Source organism: Muriicola sp. SD30, assembly GCF_041205185.1.
Taxonomy (GTDB): domain Bacteria; phylum Bacteroidota; class Bacteroidia; order Flavobacteriales; family Flavobacteriaceae; genus Muriicola.
Window position 1 is genome coordinate 199207 of record NZ_JBGEWB010000004.1, and the last position, 17943, is coordinate 217149.

Below are 17943 nucleotides of genomic sequence, written 5' to 3' on the forward strand. Positions count from 1 at the left end.
TCCAAATTCGCAGATAAAAAAAGAGCGCTCTTAGCGCCCTTTTTAATTGGTTTGGTTGGTTATGATCTTCAGTTAGTCCAAAACTCCGATACTGGCTTTTAACTAAAAATCTAACTTCTTTTGAGAAAGCGTTGTACAAAATACAGGACTTTCCGGCTAAAATTCGAAGGCAAAAAAAGGGAATAAGAATATTTCAGATCAGGTCAAACGGACGAGTGTGGTCATATTTTGTCCGAATGCACGAGATTAATTACCGATTGAATGATTTTGAATTTAAGAAAGAACATAGTTTACTTCCCGAAAACTTAATTTAATGGATATAACTCCCGGCATTTATATCGATGGTGGTGCCTGTGGCGTGATCCATAGCTCCGGAACACATAAATCCCACCAGAGGGGCAATATCGGTAACCTCCGTCAGTTGATTTAAAGCAATTTCACCCAGCACCTTTTCCTCCCCGTATTCACGGATAAACTGCTCCGCCATTGCGGTTCTGGTAAAGCCGGGGGCGATGACAAAGGATTTTATATTCGACTTTCCAAAGGATCTGGCAACACTACGTGCCAGGGAGGTCAAGCCTCCTTTTGATGCCGCATATGCCAGATATTCTTCTGTTTCGCCCCTAAAGGCAGCTCTGCTACCTATGTAGATCAATCTGCCTGCTTTTTGTTCTTTGAAGTGGTCAAGAGCGAGTTTTGTCAGTAATCCTGCCGAATCGAGATTTACCGCCAGGGTTTGCTTCCATATTTTAAACCAATCATCCACTTCCATATCGGTTGAATGAGGAGTGAAAACCCCTGCATTTAAAACAATGGAATCCAGGTGTCCAAGAAAGTCTAAAGCCTTTTGGAATAACTGAGGTACGGTACCGTTGTCTGAAAGATCGGCCTGTAGGGCTTTTGCCCTGTCCGCACCGAATTTTGCCACCAGGGCATTGGCTTGTTCTTTTCCTGAATAAAAATGAACTCCTACCCTGGCCCCCTGCCTTAGTAGTTCTTCAGCAATGGCAAATCCGATTCCTTTAGATGCCCCTGTTACCAGAATGTTTTGTCCTTTTAAACTCATATCTGAAATTTTAACTCCGTCAATACAAGGTATCAAAATACCCAATAAAAATGAATCCAGTAGATTTACCTCTCCTGACATGATAGGAATCTCATTGATCAGAAGTCTTAATGATTTTGTGTGGACAATTAATCCGAATTGCAATTATATCTAAGAAATATTAAATAAAAAAAGCGGGGTTGACGCCCCGCTCTATGACTAATTTATTTTCTTTCTATTCCGTTGGTTCCAATTCAAAATCAACTCTTGTCGAATTTCCGGAAATCACAGATACCATCTCTACAGACTGACTTATATACCCTTCCAACTCGGCCATGACTTCATAGTCACCAGCATCAAGTCCAAGAATCATATAGCCTCCCGTTTCATCAGTAAAGGAACTGGTCACTACTTCGCCTTCCCTCAGAACTGAAATCTGAACCCCATTCAGAGGGACAGATTCCGCTTCTACAAGGCTTGTCACCATGCCCTGTATGGTGCCGGCAGTAGTTAGGTTACTCACCTTGATCACTGGCTTAAAGATAAACCCGTTAAAAGATTCGGGTCTTTTGATATTCCCCCGGGCTACAAATGACCTGGAGACATCAAAATCAAATAACAGATCAGCCGACAGCCCTCCCGCAACAACCAGAGGAGGATCGACAAATATTTTGATACCCGACTGCTCACCACTGGGTACTTTCAGATCATATGTGGTCATTTCCTCATCATTGAGAACCACATTTATACCCTTTACGTAAACCCTAAATAGATCGTATTCGCCAGCGGGAATCTCTGTATCTACGAGGTTTTCAGTAACTCCGTTCGTAAGATCCAGAAGATTAACTGTGATTTCCTCATCCATAAGTACGATATATTCGTTTCCGGAATCATCATCCATCATACTATCTTCACCGGTGTCTTCTTCATCTTCATTTTCACCTTTCTGTCTCGCCTCAATTTTAAATACCGTCACATTGGCTTCCGCAATCATATCATGTGGAAAAGGGGCATCCGTTAACTGAATCGTAAGTCGGCCCGTTTCTTCTGTCATTGATTCTGATTCAGAGCAACCTATTAAAACGAATAAGCTGCATACCCAAACCCAAAGATGTCGTGTTTTCATAACTACAATTATTTTTTAATTCAATTAAAACGAATCCTAAAATTACCCCAAACACCTCATTGATCATAGTTACTCAAAGCTTTTTCGATGAAATACAGCAGGTGTTGGGAGGTTTTTAATAAACATGATCAAAAAAAATGGGCATAAAAGCCCATTCCTTTTTTTTTATGTCAAATTGCTAGATCAGTTTAGCATTTAAAATGATATCAGCATTTAGTAGTTTTGAAATCGGGCAAACTTCTTTTGCTTTCTTCGCTACTTCAGCGAACTTGTCCTTATCAATACCGGGCACCTTCCCTTCCAGGTCCAGGGTTACCGCCGTTACGCTCCCATCTTCAAAATGAACATGGGCTTCCACCGACAATTCGTCCGGAGTAAATCCGGCCTCCCCTATTAAAAAACTGAGTTGCATGGCAAAACAGCCCGCATGTGCAGCTCCTACCAATTCTTCCGGGTTGGTACCGTCGCCGTCTTCAAATCGGGTGTGAAAAGAATATTGGGTGTTATTTAAAACTTTGCTGTCTGTGGTTAAGTTTCCTTTTCCGTCTTTCCCGCTACCCAACCATTGGGCTTTTGCATTTCGTGTAAATTTCATGGTATCTGATTTATTAATTAATATCTATCTTTTCTGCTTATTGAAAAGTCTCTTTTAATAGTTCCTGAAGGGCTTTCCAGGAGGCTTTATCGGCTTTTTCCTGATAAGCCAGGGGAAGATTGAATTTCTGCCCCAGAGAATCCGCATCTTTACTTGTAAAGGCATGCTGAGCATCTTCATAGGAAATATAGGTATAATCTGCTCCCGCTTTATCCATAGCCTCCTTAAACGCAACTACAGATTCCTCTGAGACAAAAGGATCTGCTGCTCCGTTACAGACTAATACCTTTGCCTTAATCCCTTCGTTAGGCATGATAGGCAACTGCACTCCGCTGTGGAAGGCCGCTACAGCATCGAGGTCTTCTCCAGCATTTGCCATGGTTAGCACAACACTGCCGCCAAAGCAATATCCGATAGCAGCAATTTGTGACGAATCAACTGAACTTTGATTTTTTAAAAGTTCCATTGCGGCATTGAATCGGGCTTTAGCTTCCTCTATATTGCTCATAACCATCCCAGAAAATTTTCCGGCATCATCAGGATGTGCTGCCTGTTTTCCATCTCCGTACATGTCAACCGCAAGGGCTGTATATCCCAGTTCAGCTAGCATATTGGCCCTTTCGCGGGTATATTCATTATGTCCCCACCATTCGTGAACCACCAGGATACCGGGACGTTTGTCTTTTATAGCCTTGTCATAGGCGAGATATCCTTTCATAGTAGTGGAATCAGTAGCGTAACTTACTTCCTCACCGTGGAGGCTAGTTTCTTCCTGAATCGGCATAGCATCAGAGCCCTGTTTTTTTTCAGTTTTACAGGCAGAAACAAAGACCAACAAGAAAATAATAGATAATAGGAATGTACTTCGCATTTTAACTTGATTTTTAATTCTCACTAATTTACAAATAAGTCTACTATTCTGCCCTGCTCATTTCGGTAGTATTTTTCTCATAATCGAGATATCCCTCCTTGCCCGGGGTATAAAAAGTGCTTTGGTCCCATTCTGCCAGGGGAACATTTTGTTCGAATCGTTCTACGAGATCCGGATTAGAAATATAGGGCTTGCCAAAAGCAACGAGATCCGCATGCCCTGCTTCAAGTATCTCGTTCCCGGAATCCTGATCAAAGCCATTGTTGATCATTAAGACGCCCTTGTAGATAGGTCTGTAATGTTGGGCTATTTCCGTGACAGCGTATGGCAAATCAGAAACATCCGTAAAAGGTTCAGACAAATGCAAATAAGCCAGGTCGTAATTATTAAGCTTTTCTACGATATAGTCAAAGGTGGGAATGGTCTCTTCATCCATGGTCATGCCAAAAGAACCATGCAGAGATGGATTTAGCCTCACCCCTATTCTGTTTTCCGGTAATTTTTCCCTGACAGCGTCCAGAACATCAAAAAGGAATCTTGCCCTGTTTTCAATACTTCCTCCATAATCGTCTGTTCGCTTATTACTCGATTTATTAAAAAACTGATGGAAAAGATACCCATTAGACGCGTGGATTTCTATTCCATCGAAACCAGCCTCTACCGCATTTTCAGCTGCCTGGGCGAAATCCTTGATTGTCTGATGAATTTCATCGATCGTCATAGCCTTTGGTTCAACTGTATCCTTAAACCCCTCGGGAGTATAGGATTGTTCCTCCGGATTGATAGCAGAAGGAGCCAGAGGGAGTTTGCCATTGTGAAAATCAGGATGTGACATTCTGCCCACATGCCATAACTGAATGAAAATACGGCCTCCTTTTTTGTGAACTTTTTCTGTAACTTCCTTCCACCCTTTTATTTGTTCTTCAGAATGTATTCCCGGAGTATTTACATAGCCAACAGCCCGCTCTGAAACCTGGGACCCTTCCGTAATTATGAGTCCGGCCGATGCCCTTTGAGCATAATATTCTCCCTGTAGTTCTGAAGTAGGTTTATTCTCATTATTGTCCGCTCTGCTTCTGGTCATCGGGGCCATAACGACCCGATTTGGCAAGGAAATAGCTCCAAGTGTAATTGGTTTTAATAGTTCTTGTTCATTTTTCATGTAATCTGTTTTCATTAATTCTTAATATTTATTACCCAATAAGAAATCAAAATTTATAGTAAAATGACAATAATTACCATACTTTATGTTATGTTTAACTTTATATTCATTTATTTAAACATTATTTAATACTTCGGCGTCTTTGATCTACTTATCTTCGACCTATAACTAAAATGAATAATAAATTATGAGAATTTTAAGTACAATTATGCTTGCAGGATTAATGATGATATCCTGTGGCGAAGCAAAAAAAGAAAAAGACAATACAGAGGAGGCTGTCGAAATGGCCTCTACCGAAATGGAGACTACAGCTGAAGAGACTATGGTTACGGAAACAATTGTTGGAGTAGCAAGTGGAAATGAAAACTTCAGTACGCTTGTCGCTGCTGTTCAGGCGGCAGACCTGGTAGGAACACTAAGTAGTGACGGACCTTTCACGGTTTTTGCCCCTACAAATGACAGTTTCGCAAAATTACCAGAAGGAACCGTAGAAAGTTTACTACAACCTCAAAATAAGGCCGCTTTAATCAATTTGCTTACCTACCATGTAGTTGCCGGTGAATTTTCAGCAGCGGCCGTTGTGGAAGCAATCAACAATAATGATGGGTCCTTTGTGGCTGAAACCGTGCAGGGAGATAAGATAACGCTGACTCTTGATGGAGAAAACGTTAAACTAATCGATGCGCAGGGCAATGCGAGCATGGTAATCATGGCAGACGTTCCTGCTTCCAATGGGGTAATTCACGCCATCGATGCAGTGGTTATGCCAGCCGAGTAGTACATTTTATGATAAAAACACAAACCGCCTTTTGGCGGTTTTTTTATTTCTGAGCATCTAGTTTGCCGATCATCGCCCGGGCAGCCATTTCTCCACTAATTATGGCTGCATTGGTTGAACCATATAGTAAATGGTCGCCAGCTATATAAATGTTTGCACCCCATCTTCCATTTTTCTCGTTCCATTCTGCCGATAGTGAATCAAGGTCGGGCAATGCTTTTGAAATGTTGTATCGCTTAATAAAGCGGGGATTTTCAATACCGCAAATCGACTCTAATTCTTCTGTTACCCTGCTGATCAATTCCGTTTCTTTGAGCTTGTGTCTTTTAACTACAGTTACAGAGAGTAATTCCCTGGCACCTTTCTTAATACATGAAATACTTGTTGGATAAAAGATATTGTTGATTAGCGAATCGGGCTCAGTAATTAATCCGATAACAGGTTTTTTTATCGATTTGACTTCAGTTTCAAAGTACAAGGTATCGCAACTCTGCCATAACTCAGCTCCTGAATCACCGGGCAGGAGATCACTTGAAGCAGTAGCGACCAAAATAACATCCGCAGGAATAGAACTGCCGTCTGCTAAGGTCAGTTTTCCTTCTTCTAATGCGGCTACAGGAGTATTGTAGTGTATTGTTGTACGCTGAAGTCGTTCCTTTAATTGCCCGGCCAAAGCACCCATACCTCCTTCTGGAATAGTAGCATATCCCCTTCCAAACATTTTAAACACAAACTGGAACATTCGACAGCTGGTTTGTAATTCGGTTTCAAGAAATATTCCCGTAAAAAAGGGCTTAAAGAATTTATCGATTATCCGATTAGAAAATCCCTTATGTCTAAGAAATTTGATTGTTGACATTTCTTCTGAAGAAAAGATATCCTCATCGGTCTGACGTTGCACACTCCTGTGTAGTGACCGCAACAGGTAAATATCACGCAAATTTGCAATACCCGAAACCAATGTGGGCCACAAAAAGGGAAGATGCCGACTGGGATCACCAAGGGTAATTGTCTTACCCCGGTCAAACAGAATGGCTCCTGGTAAGATTTTTTGTAATTTCAATTTGTCGTAATCAAAGTACTCCATGGCTTTTGGATAAGCATCCAAAAGAACCTGGAAACCGTGATCGAGCTGATATCCTTCAATAATATCAGTCTTTATCCTTCCACCTGCTGAGTCGCTTGCTTCATAAATTACCGGACTAAACCCTGCTTTTTCAAGATTTAATGCAGCAATGAGTCCGCTTATTCCGGCTCCAACGATATAAATTTTCTCTTTCATATTTTTTAGAGGCTAAATTTACATTTTTCCTTAATCTTCACCTCTATCTGAGAGGTCAAAGCTCCCTATCATGCTTCTCTCTAAATTGGGTATCTTTGCGGCCTGAACAAATGGCAAGATATTCTTCCCTATGAAAATTGATGAATTTCTGGGATTATTCCTGGCTTTCTCCTTCCTGTTTTTCGGCTTTAGTTGTTTTTTCGCCCCGCGTATGAAAAAGGAGTTTGAAAGATATGGCCTGCCACAGCAGAGGAAGCTAACCGGTATTTTACAACTACTAGGGAGCGCAGGGATATTTCTTGGAATGTTCACCGGACCTACCCTGAGTTTAATTGCTTTAGCAGGGCTTACAATACTGATGTCACTTGGAGTTATTGTCCGGATAAAAATCAAAGATCCCTGGCCCGCAGTCCTGCCGGCACTCACCTACGCCCTATTGTGCGGATATTTATTTTACGCTATACTGCACCAGATGTGACACTCCCACCTCTAATCATCCATAAAAAATGATGATTAAGCACATGGCCAGGAAGAGAGAAGCAGGAAACGACTTGATGATGGGGTCATTTATTCTGAAATGCATCGAAATTGATCCGGCCAGAAGAAGCGCCAGCCCCGATGCCGCTGCCAATTTCAATTCGGGATACCAAATAGCGACTAAAAGCATAATTGCCAGAATTACTTTGAGGGTCCCCACCACATAACAAAACCATGCGGGTAGTCCGTAGACATTGAATTCCTCCAGGATGGTTTTTGCATTCCCCCCACGCCAGCGTGTTGGTTTATTGTATTGAATCAACCATACATTCAGAATGCTCAGACCTACAATTCCTTGCAGTACTTTAATAAAAATTTCCATAGCTCGTTTGATTTTTGAGTAAGTTAAATAAAATCATCAACTTCAACAGATCCTTTCTCTTACTTTATTTTTATGGCGTCTCTCCAGGCTAGTGATAATACCGACTGAGAAATCGGTCTCCGTTTTCACTAAAGATCCTTTGTATAATCTCGTCGGCATCAATTCTGTTCTCAGGAAGCTTCAACGAAACGTTCTCCATGAAATTATAGGCGTGCCTTTCCAGGAAATCGGCCAGAAAGGGCAACTCTTCGGCAGTCCAGAAGCCATTCAGTGAATCGATGATTCCGTCAAAATCGGAACCAATAGCCATACAGTCCCAGGCAAATATCTCCCTCGAATCGAGAACTGTTAGTATATGCCTGATCTGATTCCATAGCAGTTCAGACCTGTAGTGCATGATTTTATGTCGCTTTACAGATTTCTTGGTGTTTTTAAGTGTCTGTTTGTTGGCAATTCTCCGCTCATCAAGCTGCAGGCCTATGATTCCGCCCGACCGGGCTATTCTGACCAATTCCTCGTCAAAAAAATTGATGGTGACAGGATTGAGAACAGCTGCGGTTTCCTGATAAACAGGCGTTGGATCTTCGAATGAATGAAGACCATTACAGGCACCATGGCTAACAATAACCGGAATATCTTTAAAATCATTGCCCCCATTATCCAGCATGTCATAATACTCCTTCCTGGCGTTGATACTCATATGTTTAATATCGGGCAATATCCTTCGGCCATCCGTATTATCCAGCATTCGCATCAGGACTTTCTTTCCAAGGGAAGTGAATCCTTCACCAAGACCCTCCTCCTGATCCGTATACTTTAAAATGATCCCGGTAAGACTGGGAGCATGCCCACAGATATAATTCCAGAAGTGATGAGCCACGGTTACAAAAAAGGGCTTGAATTCCCAGTTCTTTATAGTGTCTATGTTTTGTAAAACTTCAGCTTCTGTCGGGGTCTTTCCCAGGCCTGTATTGAGTACATGCAACCCTTCAATTGAAATAATTACAGCAATAGTTCTGATCTTAGAGGCAGGTTCTTCTTCCCGATACCTCTTGATATCCTCGTAATTTTTGACAAGTTTATAACGGACTTTATTCCCGGAAATCCTGAAGACTTTTCCATCTAATTGCCTGTAATACTCGTATTGAAGAACAAGATCCTCAAAATAATCCTTAATACCCTGTATATGGTCTACCCGTTTAGCTCCAATACCCAGGGCAAAATTTGAGGCAAGGTCGAGAATCAATTCATTTTTCATCCTGTTTCGGATGAACCATTTCTCTAAGGGGTAGAGCGAAACACAGACCGTCGAAACCCCTCCTAGTGTCAGCGCTGTAAAATTCGACTGGGAAAATTTGGTCAGGCCACTGATGTAATTGAGTATTTTGTCAAAAACAGAAGGAGGATCGTAGTACCAGATACTCTTTTTCCTCCTCCTGTCTGCTGTATTCTCACCTACCGGCTGTGCATTAAAACTCTTTCCAAAAGGTTTTAACGAAGGGTGGCAATGAAAGTCTATATAGTTGTTATTGTTTCTCACTTCTTGGCATGCCGAAACTTATCCCAATTCGTTCTGTTCGGAAATTATCTGTACAAAGCTCCCGATTTCTTATTTGTTATTTATCATGTGAACCCACCAGGTCTTGCTGGATATGCTTAGGAACCGCTTTAAAGGAGGAAAAGACCGTACTAAAAGTGGCTTTCCCCTGTGTAAGGGACCTTAGGTCTGTTGAATACCTGAAGAGTTCAGCTTCGGGCACCGCACATTTCAGAATCTGAAAATGATCAATACTATCGATTCCCTGGATAATCGACCGCCTCGATTGCAGATCGGTCATCACACTTCCCACCGTTTCCTCCGGCACCCTAACAGTTACCTCCTGTACAGGTTCAAGCAGCTTTGGATTTGCATTCAAAAATGCTTCTTTAAACGCATGGGCTCCGGCAATCTTAAAGGCTATATCATTAGAGTCTACCGGGTGCATCTTCCCATCATAAACCATGACCCTGACATCCCTTATAAAAGATCCTGTAAGTGGACCTGATTCCATAACTTCAAGAATACCTTTACGAATTGAAGGCAGGAACCTGATATCGATTACCCCACCAACGATACAATTGTAAAACACAAGTTTTCCACCCCATGGGAGGTCGATTTCGTCCTTCCCCCTGATATTAAACCCCTGTGGTTCCGGCATACCTTCTGTCCACGGTTCGATCTTTAAATGGACCTCTGCGAACTGTCCTGCACCACCTGATTGCTTCTTATGTCGGTAGCTGGAAGCTGACGATCTCTGTATGGTCTCCCTGTAAGCAATCTTCGGAGCTTCAAATTCTACTTCAATGCCATAATTATTTTTCAGGCTCCAGTCGATAGTTGCCAAATGCAGTTCTCCCTGGCACCCCAAAATGAGTTGCCTTAGCTCACTGGAGTATTCAATAACTGCGGTTGGGTCCTGACTGTGAATCTTTTTAAGGGCTTCGCTAAGTTTCTCCTCTTCCTGTTTATTTTTTGCGTTCACTGCCATTCGGGTTCTGGAGTCGGGATATTGAATGGGCTTAATGGTTACCGGTGCACCCTGCTCATGGAGGGTGTCATTGGTTTCGGTATGTTTCAGTTTCAGGCTCGCCCCGATGTCACCTACGGTAAGTTTGTTGACAGGCTCCCTGTTTTTTCCATCCATAATGAATAGTTGGTTGAGGATCTCTGTTTCCCCGTTTCGGGAATTCACCAACTTATCATTTACATTTACCTCTCCTGATTTTACCTTAAAAAATGTGATTTGTCCAAGGCTGGGTTGGAAGACCGTCTTAAAGACGAACAAGGCAGTAGATGCTTCCTTGTTTCGTTCGATGGTCTTTCCTTCTACAGATTGCTCCTGTTTGAGATCGGCGGCTGCCGGAGCTACATTATCGATAAAACCCATGAGTCGGCCACTGCCCATATCTTTCAGAGCTGAGACACAAAACACCGGGAATAGTTCATGGTTGAGCATACCGGCCTTTATCCCCATCCTCATTTCATCTTCATTAAGTGTCCCTTTCTCAAAGAACAACTCCATCAGAGCTTCATCATTTTCGGCTGCTTTTTCCACCAATTCGTTATGTAGCATATCAGCACGTTCCTTCTGATCCTCAGGGATAGGCAGTTTTTCTGGTTTTCCTCCTTCGGGACCAAACTTATAGCACTTCATTTTCAGGACGTCAATGATACACTGCGCGCCATCCATTTGAATTGGGTACTGAATAAGTACCGCATTATTACCCACCAGGTTTTTAATACTTCTAAAACTCATGTCGAAGTTGGCGTTGAGGTGGTCCATCTGATTGACCACAAAGACGGTAGGTTTCTGATACTTGTCGATATAGTTCCAGATTATTTCCGTTCCTACTTCTACTCCATTTTGTGCATTGATCACCGTCAGGATTGTATCAGCAACCCTTATGGAAGAAATGATCTCCCCGACAAAATCATCCAGCCCGGGAGTATCGATTATATTGATCTTGTAGTTTCGCCATTCTGTATGCAGGGGAGTTGCAAAAACAGAAGTACCGCGTTCATGTTCAATTTCATGATAGTCAGAAACCGTGTTTTTATTCTCCACGGTTCCCCTTCTGTTGATCAGACCGGCCTCAAAAAGCATGGTTTCAGACAAGGTTGTTTTCCCACTTTGATGCGCTCCTACAAACACCACATTTTTGATGTGTTTATCGTCGTATATTTTCATAATGCTGGAATTTTAAATTGTTTTCATAAAATAGGAATATGACAGATAAAACAGGCGTTTATAATCTCTGTCGGGATGCAATTGAAAATGGGAGAAGAACGGTTCTGCAAGCATTCTTCAAAACCGGAATCAATGCTTACTAATTTACTCTTTTTCCCTTTAAAATCCTCACTTTTGACCCATTTTTCCCCAATTTAATTTGCAATAAAACGTAGCTGGCTTTATCCGCGCCGGATGGCTAAAATGAATCCGAGAAATTGGGACCTTAACGGTTTCTTACAAAAGGAACAAAACGGACATCCATCAGGGATTTTGTTTTTATTTTTCCCTTCTTTTTAGTTAGTTTGATGAGTTGCCTGACACCTCTATGAGGCCCAACCGGAATGATCATTATACCATCCTCAGATAACTGTTCCACCAATACAGGAGGAATTGTTTCTGCCCCTGCCGTAACTATAATGGCATCAAAAGGTGATTTTTCCTCCCATCCAAAATAACCATCCCCGTTACGGATCTGAACATTGTCAATATTGAGGTTTTTTAAATGTCGTGAGGCCCTTTCGGCCAAGGAAGGAATGATTTCAATAGTATAGACCGTATCAACTATCTGTGAGAGTACCGCTGCCTGGTAACCAGAGCCTGTGCCAATCTCTAAAACCCTGTCCGACTTCTTTAAACGGAGGGCCTGGGTCATAAAGGCAACCATAAAAGGCTGGGAAATAGTTTGTCCATCGCCAATAGGCAAAGGTCGGTCGTCGTAAGCATATGGTTTTTGTGATACAGGGACAAAGGCTTCCCTTGGAATCCGACCCATAGCCTTTAGTGTTTCTCTGTCTGAAATTCCCCTTGGTATAAGCTGTTCACTGATCATCTTCTGTCTCTTCTCAGTTGGACTTTCTTGCCCATATACCGGAACATTTAAGAGAAGGTAGAAAAGTAATGTCAGCGAAATTCTCAGTACCAGTTTCATTTCTGCATGCTTTTTATTTCTGTCTGACCTATATATTCCTCTTTAAACCTAATCCGAGATCACAGGCAAACTAATCTGAGAGGGGTATTCCCGCGAATGATGAATGGTATTGGTCGCAACTACCCCTTCTTTTTCATCAAAGTTATTTCCTCCCGTATTTAAATTTCTGGCAAATCGGGGGAAATTACTGCTCGAAACTTCAATTCTGATCCTATGTCCCTTTTCAAAATAATTGCTGGTCGACATGGGCGTAAGATCAACCCGATACACATTTCCGCTTTCCATAAAAACCTCTTTGTCATAGCCCTCCCGGTAGCGAACTCTCTGAATGGTCTCGTCCAGGTTATAGGCCCTTCCATCAGGGTAAACATCGATAAGTTTTATAGTGAGATCCGTATCCTTTACATCACTCGATAAATAAAGGGTCGATTCAATAAAACCACTGACTTCAATCCCTTTATCCAAAATATCGGAGGTGTAGACAAGGATGTCGTTTCTGGTCTCCATCCCTTGTTGATCAAAAGCACCCCCTCTAACTGCATTGCCGGTACAGCAAACATTACCTCCATATGATGGAACAGGATTCATAGGATCGTAAACAAAAGTATCCGATGCTGCATCACCGGGCATATCAGGGCTAAGTTGTCCGTCTCCGTAGAGACTGTTGGCCTTCCCTCCACTGTGGAGGTAATAGGTAGTCATCTGGGCCTTTTCAGGAGGCCAGGTATCTGAGGAATTCCATTTGTTGATTCCCATGGTATAGTACTGAACCTTAGGGATTTCTTCCTTAAAATTATTGGTTTCACCCTTCAGCCAAAGGTCGAACCAGGCATAGATCTGCTCTTCATAGTTTAACCGGGCATCTCCTACCGACCGTTCTCCCACAATCGTATTCTCGGTAGCCCTGGTATAAGCGCAATGCAGAGTAGGTGCAATCACCAGGTATTGGTTATCCCTCACTGAGGCATCCTTAGCTGTTTTTCTGACATGGTTGTAGAGGGCCAGATTGGGACTGATAGATACATCGTACCAGCTCGCAAACCAGAAACCGGGAATATTGATCTCCATATCATCGTGGTAGAGACCACCCTCAAACCAGGCCTTATCATTGGGTTTTCTCCTCACCATTTTGTCGAATATTTCCTTTTTTCCTGCAATGTTTTTGGTGAAATCCTGGATGGGTAAATGCCTTAATGCCTCCGACATGTCTACAGACGGGTTTTCAGGAGCCAGATCGTAAAACCTGGAAATTCTGATCAGGTCTTCCTGAGTTGCGCCGGCGGGGATTCGCGGTTTAAACTTATCGTGTTCCACTCCGTAAAGCCAGGCAAAAAAGAGCATTTGCTCTGCTCCTCCCCTGTACCAGTTTCCCTGTTCGTAAAAGTCTCCGACCCGGCCGACGCCAGCTCCAAATGCCTGTGGTACCATGGCGCCCAGAGAGGGATGGTCAAGGGCTGCAACGGCCATCTGCCATTCTGCAGTAGAAGAACAACCCAGAAGGCCGATCTTTCCGTTAGACCAGTTCTGATCGGTCATCCAGGAAAAAGCATCATACCCATCTGTAAGAGGAACTCCAAGGATGTCCCACTCTCCCTCCGAGAAATACCTTCCCCGCTCATTCTGAACTACATAGGCATAGCCTCGCTTTACAGCCTCCAGCGCTCTGGCTGCCGTTCTGGTTCTCTGTTCCCCATCTCCCCAGGAGTTAAAATTATAAGGGGTTCTTGAAAATATGATCGGGACTTTCTGATTTCCTTTTGGCCTGTAAATATCTGTGGCAAGGCGAACCCCATCTCGCATGGGCATCATAACTTTCTGGTCAATAATGGCTATTTCATTGAGTTCATCCAGAACGGAATCCTGACTATAAGCCATTGACAGACCGAAGAAGAGAAATAAGCAGATGGAAATACGGGAAAATTTATTCATAATGTGGTTTTGATTTGCAGTATTTATAAATATAGAAATAATTTAATTCAGGGATTAAACCAATAAGTAAGTTTAAGGGTGAGGCTCCAGGTACTTCCCGTAAATGGCGCTAATCGTTCATTTTGCGTAAAGACCAGGAAAAGATCCGAAGCCGGTTGATACCGCCATTGTAAACGGGAATTGAGATTAAAATTCCGTGTCTGTTCATTGTACTGAAAAAGAGTAGCCCAGAAAAGTGTATTGCTGAAAGTGATATCTGCCTTTGATCCTATCAACCAGAATTGGGTGGTATTCCAAGGTGCCGGCAAGGTGATATGATTATAGCTAAGAGCCGAGCTAAGACTCACATATGGCTGAAATCGGTACCCCAATTCATTACTGAAGTTGATACGGGTACCCTGTTCGTAATATCCGCCAAAACTGCTGTCAAAAGAATAGGTAAAAAGAGCCTGTGGTTTAGAATTGTAAACCAGGCGAAAGGTGTTCCAGTGGTTTTTCTCTCCTGCTGCCAGGTCGGGCTTCCCGGTTCGTGTAGGATCGAATGGCGCGAGTAATTCCACATATTCATTTATCCACTGAAAACGCAATTCACTTCTGTTCCGATAATTGAGACTGTATCCAAAAGTGTTCTGATAATCTGTATTCTTAAAATTATTATTAAAAAAATGACTCAGGTCCAGGCGGGGTCCATGACTTACCAGGGGACCTTTATCCGGAAAAAAGAGGTAGCCGGCATAGCCGCTCAATCGAATATAGTCCTCGCGAGGTACAAATCCCACTTCTGCCGAATACCCGGTTGATATCACCTCTTCCTGTAGCCCCCAGGACCACTGTCGGTTGTTGTACGACAGGTTTGCAGCTTGTGAAATACCCTTATTTTCGTCATCCGGCGCAAACGACTTGAGCAAAAAGGCCTTGCCACTCCACAGGTTATCGGAAGAAGCCAGGTTGTATTCCATCCCCAGGTTCCGGTTGTATTCAGGAAACAAAGTCCGTAAAGAATCCTGCTCTGTTGGGTAATTAAAAGATTGCTTGTTTACAAAGATGAGACCGATATTCGATCTGCTAAATACCTTCCTTTGCAGGGAGAGTACGCCGAAATTCTGTGCAGGCCTTCCTTCATCTTCAAGAGAAGAAGTCTGTATATCCATAAGTCCCAGGCGCCAATCTTCATTGATGTTTCCACTCACCCGTGCCCCGGCATCAATTGGAACGCCAAGTCCGATTCGTCTTGAAAAAAATGGTCTGATCGTTGAATAACCGAAGTTGGCAAACAGGTCGGCATTTTCCAGGAAAAACTGTCTGCGTTCCGGGAAAAAGAGTTCAAAACGATCCAGGTTGGTGACCTGCCTGTCGACCTCCACCTGAGAAAAATCAGGGTTAACCGTCAGATCAAGGTTTAGGGATGATGTCAGGCTCAGCTTGATATCTCCTCCAATTTTTCCATCGGTAGTTTGGGAACCATCCGGCTGAGAACGTATCTCACCTAGTACATAGGGAATAAGGGACATATTAAATTCAGGGGATGGCGGAGGAGAATCCCACACCAGCGTACCTGCCAGGGCCAGTGAGGAGGTAGGAAACTGCCTCCCGATGGGGGTCCAGCTCGATTTCTCACTGGTTTTCAGATCCAGTCGGCTAAAATTGATTCCCCATTCCTTAACTCCTTTTTCATATCGGATCGATTTAAAGGGCAGGGCCATTTCAAACACCCATTTTTCCTCATCCCGTTTCACTACAGATATCCATTTACTATCCCAGCTGAGATCTACCGCACTGCCACTATACATGGTTCCGTCCCACTGAGCTCCGGCAGCATTGGCACCAAAGGTGAATCCTGTGGTTTGATTGTTGAACGGATCGAGGAATAATAAGAAATTATCATTCTTCCCAAAACTGAAATCCCGCCTCAGCGACTCCACATAATTTGGTCCGAGGGAGTCGTTGAAAAAGGTGGCTAGTAGGTAAATATTCTCATCGTCATAGGTCATTCGAATTTCTGACCGTTGGGTAGCCTTTCCCTTGTCCATAGGCAGGACCATAAAGAAATCTTTTGCTACATCAGTTTCAGTCCAGGCCTGGTCTTCCCCTACTCCATCAATCTCAATGGCATATCGGGTCTTTTTTATTTTTATGGAGTAATCGGCATTCTGTTTTTGGCCTGAACAAATTAATGTAAACAGGAGTAAAAAGACGAGCAGATACCCTGATTTTATCATAGGTGGAGGTTAGTTGATCGACCTGACCTTTCGTAAATCAGTCGGCGACAAGTACCTATAAATATACTTGAATTACCCCAGAGCATAAATTATTAAACAAAAAAAACCTCCCGTAAAGGGAGGTGCTATTTAGTGATTATCTACTATTCAATTTCTTTAAGAATCTCTTCTGCTGAGCTTGTGATACTCTTATAGCATCCATATCCCCAGCGGGCAAAAACAATCAGGAATATTGCCATGATCGGGATATAGATGTACCACAGGCCGGTCTCCTGGAAAAGATCCTTATTCTTTCCCAAGATCTTTGCTGCAACAGGTAACATGGTAATCATTAAAAGAAAGCTAAGGTATATTCCTGCTCTCTGTAGAAATAGGACTCGTTTTTTGGCCCTTTCAAAACTTACAAGTGTTTGTTTCATATCGCTTCCGGCAATATTGATATTTTGTATCCTTTGAAGCGACTGCAATGTCAATACGGGTAAAACGATAAGGAAAAGGGCGGTAAAGGCCCCGCATAATTGCAAATACCATATGTCTAAGAGCCTGAACTGTGCAATGATGTAAATGGCCGCTCCAAAACATATTACGGCGCCAATAGTCTCATATGTAGAAATTTTCCTGAATTTGTTTACGTATTTTGTCTGTGTCATATCCATGATTAAGTTTTTATTTAGTTTTTTTTGCGATTCGAGTTCCTCACTCATCTGAGTCCAAAGCTTTTCCAGTTCTTTCATTTCCATAAGTTTAGCTTTTAGTTAATTCTGATTTTAATTTTGTTTTTATCCTCGACATGCGGGTGCCTACATTGGTAACAGAGAGTCCGGTTATCTCTGCAATCTCTTCGTGTTTCTTTCCTTCCAGAGCTAATAGTATGATACCTTTTTCAAGAATATTCAATTTCTCAATTTCCTGGTGCAAGCGTTTCATTCGCTCTTCCAAAATACCGTCAGTAGTATCCATCCCCGGAAAATCGATGGCTTCAATTGATGAGGTCCTGGGTTGACGTTTTTTTGAAATCAATTGCTTTATCGCCGTATTTAAGGCCACCCTGTACATCCAGGTGCTTATCTTCGACTTTTCGGCAAATGTGTCGAACGATTTCCAGAGCTGATATACAATTTCCTGATACAGGTCTTTTTGATCCTGTTTTCGGTCGGCGTACATGGCTGATACCTTAAATATCAGCGCCTGGTGTTCTCTTATAAGTTCAATGAAAAGATCTTCTCTGGGCATTTGCACGACATCCTTTGGGTTATTAGTACATCAAGGGATTAAAAAATCACAGATTGGAGCAATTTTTTTTTCCGCTCCCTAATTCTTTCGAAAATATGGGATTAAGTAATCCCCCATGCAGATATCGGATGGTCTGATTAATCTAC

The 17943-nt window shown here is 42.6% G+C and carries 16 protein-coding genes; 2 read left to right on the forward strand and 14 right to left on the reverse strand.

What is annotated here, in order from left to right:
* Positions 1-310: 310 nt before the first annotated feature.
* From AB8P51_RS13360 to AB8P51_RS13380, 5 genes are all read right to left on the reverse strand, one after another.
* Positions 311-1066 carry an SDR family NAD(P)-dependent oxidoreductase gene (locus AB8P51_RS13360; protein ID WP_369749352.1) on the reverse strand — a complete coding sequence of 252 codons (756 nt, stop codon included), beginning with the start codon at positions 1064-1066 and terminating at the stop codon, positions 311-313.
* Between the two features lie 214 nt (positions 1067-1280).
* Positions 1281-2099 (reverse strand): DUF4382 domain-containing protein, encoded by an 819-nt coding sequence (locus AB8P51_RS13365; protein ID WP_369749353.1) that lies wholly within the window; start codon positions 2097-2099, stop codon positions 1281-1283.
* Between the two features lie 250 nt (positions 2100-2349).
* Positions 2350-2766 (reverse strand): OsmC family protein, encoded by a 417-nt coding sequence (locus AB8P51_RS13370; RefSeq protein WP_369749354.1) that lies wholly within the window; start codon positions 2764-2766, stop codon positions 2350-2352.
* Between the two features lie 37 nt (positions 2767-2803).
* Positions 2804-3637: a dienelactone hydrolase family protein gene (locus AB8P51_RS13375; protein ID WP_369749355.1), complete on the reverse strand. Its 834-nt coding sequence runs from the start codon at positions 3635-3637 to the stop codon at positions 2804-2806.
* Between the two features lie 43 nt (positions 3638-3680).
* Complete coding sequence (locus tag AB8P51_RS13380) at positions 3681-4799, reverse strand: alkene reductase (RefSeq protein ID WP_369749356.1); 1119 nt, start codon at positions 4797-4799, stop codon at positions 3681-3683.
* 187 nt (positions 4800-4986) lie between these two features.
* Between AB8P51_RS13380 and AB8P51_RS13385 the strand changes: the two genes are divergently transcribed.
* A complete protein-coding gene (locus AB8P51_RS13385) occupies positions 4987-5577 on the forward strand; it encodes a fasciclin domain-containing protein (protein ID WP_369749357.1) in 591 nt (196 codons plus the stop codon).
* Between the two features lie 43 nt (positions 5578-5620).
* Here AB8P51_RS13385 and AB8P51_RS13390 read toward each other — a convergent pair whose 3' ends face one another.
* Positions 5621-6859 carry an NAD(P)/FAD-dependent oxidoreductase gene (locus AB8P51_RS13390; protein ID WP_369749358.1) on the reverse strand — a complete coding sequence of 413 codons (1239 nt, stop codon included), beginning with the start codon at positions 6857-6859 and terminating at the stop codon, positions 5621-5623.
* A gap of 130 nt (positions 6860-6989) precedes the next feature.
* On the opposite strand from AB8P51_RS13390, the gene AB8P51_RS13395 reads away from it, so the two are divergent.
* The gene (locus tag AB8P51_RS13395; RefSeq protein ID WP_369749359.1) at positions 6990-7337 is read left to right on the forward strand and encodes a DoxX family protein; all 348 of its coding nucleotides are present in this window, start codon (positions 6990-6992) and stop codon (positions 7335-7337) included.
* Positions 7338-7352: 15 nt separating this feature from the next.
* Here AB8P51_RS13395 and AB8P51_RS13400 read toward each other — a convergent pair whose 3' ends face one another.
* The 8 genes from AB8P51_RS13400 to AB8P51_RS13435 all read right to left on the reverse strand — a co-directional run bounded on the left by AB8P51_RS13400 (position 7353) and on the right by AB8P51_RS13435 (position 17797).
* Positions 7353-7718 (reverse strand): DoxX family protein, encoded by a 366-nt coding sequence (locus tag AB8P51_RS13400; RefSeq protein ID WP_369749360.1) that lies wholly within the window; start codon positions 7716-7718, stop codon positions 7353-7355.
* 88 nt (positions 7719-7806) lie between these two features.
* Positions 7807-9258, reverse strand: a complete 1452-nt coding sequence (locus AB8P51_RS13405) for a membrane dipeptidase (protein WP_369749361.1) — start codon at positions 9256-9258, stop codon at positions 7807-7809.
* 76 nt (positions 9259-9334) lie between these two features.
* Positions 9335-11446, reverse strand: a complete 2112-nt coding sequence (locus tag AB8P51_RS13410; protein ID WP_369749362.1) for an elongation factor G — start codon at positions 11444-11446, stop codon at positions 9335-9337.
* Between the two features lie 265 nt (positions 11447-11711).
* Positions 11712-12416: a protein-L-isoaspartate(D-aspartate) O-methyltransferase gene (locus AB8P51_RS13415; RefSeq protein ID WP_369749363.1), complete on the reverse strand. Its 705-nt coding sequence runs from the start codon at positions 12414-12416 to the stop codon at positions 11712-11714.
* A gap of 48 nt (positions 12417-12464) precedes the next feature.
* Positions 12465-14345, reverse strand: a complete 1881-nt coding sequence (locus tag AB8P51_RS13420) for a CocE/NonD family hydrolase (protein WP_369749364.1) — start codon at positions 14343-14345, stop codon at positions 12465-12467.
* 47 nt (positions 14346-14392) lie between these two features.
* Positions 14393-16564 carry a DUF5916 domain-containing protein gene (locus AB8P51_RS13425; protein ID WP_369749365.1) on the reverse strand — a complete coding sequence of 724 codons (2172 nt, stop codon included), beginning with the start codon at positions 16562-16564 and terminating at the stop codon, positions 14393-14395.
* A gap of 143 nt (positions 16565-16707) precedes the next feature.
* The gene (locus AB8P51_RS13430) at positions 16708-17298 is read right to left on the reverse strand and encodes a hypothetical protein (RefSeq protein WP_369749366.1); all 591 of its coding nucleotides are present in this window, start codon (positions 17296-17298) and stop codon (positions 16708-16710) included.
* A 10-nt stretch (positions 17299-17308) separates the two neighbouring features.
* Positions 17309-17797, reverse strand: coding sequence for an RNA polymerase sigma factor (locus tag AB8P51_RS13435; protein WP_369749367.1), 489 nt, complete (start codon positions 17795-17797; stop codon positions 17309-17311).
* Positions 17798-17943: the final 146 nt, after the last annotated feature.

Bases quoted from the DNA above. Each gene is read 5' to 3' on its own strand.
- AB8P51_RS13400 (WP_369749360.1), bottom strand. From the start codon at position 7,718: ATGGAAATTTTTATTAAAGTACTGCAAGGAATTGTAGGTCTGAGCATT.
- AB8P51_RS13390 (WP_369749358.1), bottom strand. From the start codon at position 6,859: ATGAAAGAGAAAATTTATATCGTTGGAGCCGGAATAAGCGGACTCATT.
- AB8P51_RS13435 (WP_369749367.1), bottom strand. From the start codon at position 17,797: ATGCCCAGAGAAGATCTTTTCATTGAACTTATAAGAGAACACCAGGCG.
- AB8P51_RS13420 (WP_369749364.1), bottom strand. From the start codon at position 14,345: ATGAATAAATTTTCCCGTATTTCCATCTGCTTATTTCTCTTCTTCGGT.
- AB8P51_RS13380 (WP_369749356.1), bottom strand. From the start codon at position 4,799: ATGAAAAATGAACAAGAACTATTAAAACCAATTACACTTGGAGCTATT.
- AB8P51_RS13415 (WP_369749363.1), bottom strand. From the start codon at position 12,416: ATGAAACTGGTACTGAGAATTTCGCTGACATTACTTTTCTACCTTCTC.
- AB8P51_RS13375 (WP_369749355.1), bottom strand. From the start codon at position 3,637: ATGCGAAGTACATTCCTATTATCTATTATTTTCTTGTTGGTCTTTGTT.
- AB8P51_RS13430 (WP_369749366.1), bottom strand. From the start codon at position 17,298: ATGAAAGAACTGGAAAAGCTTTGGACTCAGATGAGTGAGGAACTCGAA.
- AB8P51_RS13395 (WP_369749359.1), top strand. From the start codon at position 6,990: ATGAAAATTGATGAATTTCTGGGATTATTCCTGGCTTTCTCCTTCCTG.
- AB8P51_RS13370 (WP_369749354.1), bottom strand. From the start codon at position 2,766: ATGAAATTTACACGAAATGCAAAAGCCCAATGGTTGGGTAGCGGGAAA.
- AB8P51_RS13410 (WP_369749362.1), bottom strand. From the start codon at position 11,446: ATGAAAATATACGACGATAAACACATCAAAAATGTGGTGTTTGTAGGA.
- AB8P51_RS13385 (WP_369749357.1), top strand. From the start codon at position 4,987: ATGAGAATTTTAAGTACAATTATGCTTGCAGGATTAATGATGATATCC.
- AB8P51_RS13360 (WP_369749352.1), bottom strand. From the start codon at position 1,066: ATGAGTTTAAAAGGACAAAACATTCTGGTAACAGGGGCATCTAAAGGA.
- AB8P51_RS13365 (WP_369749353.1), bottom strand. From the start codon at position 2,099: ATGACAGAAGAAACGGGCCGACTTACGATTCAGTTAACGGATGCCCCT.
- AB8P51_RS13425 (WP_369749365.1), bottom strand. From the start codon at position 16,564: ATGATAAAATCAGGGTATCTGCTCGTCTTTTTACTCCTGTTTACATTA.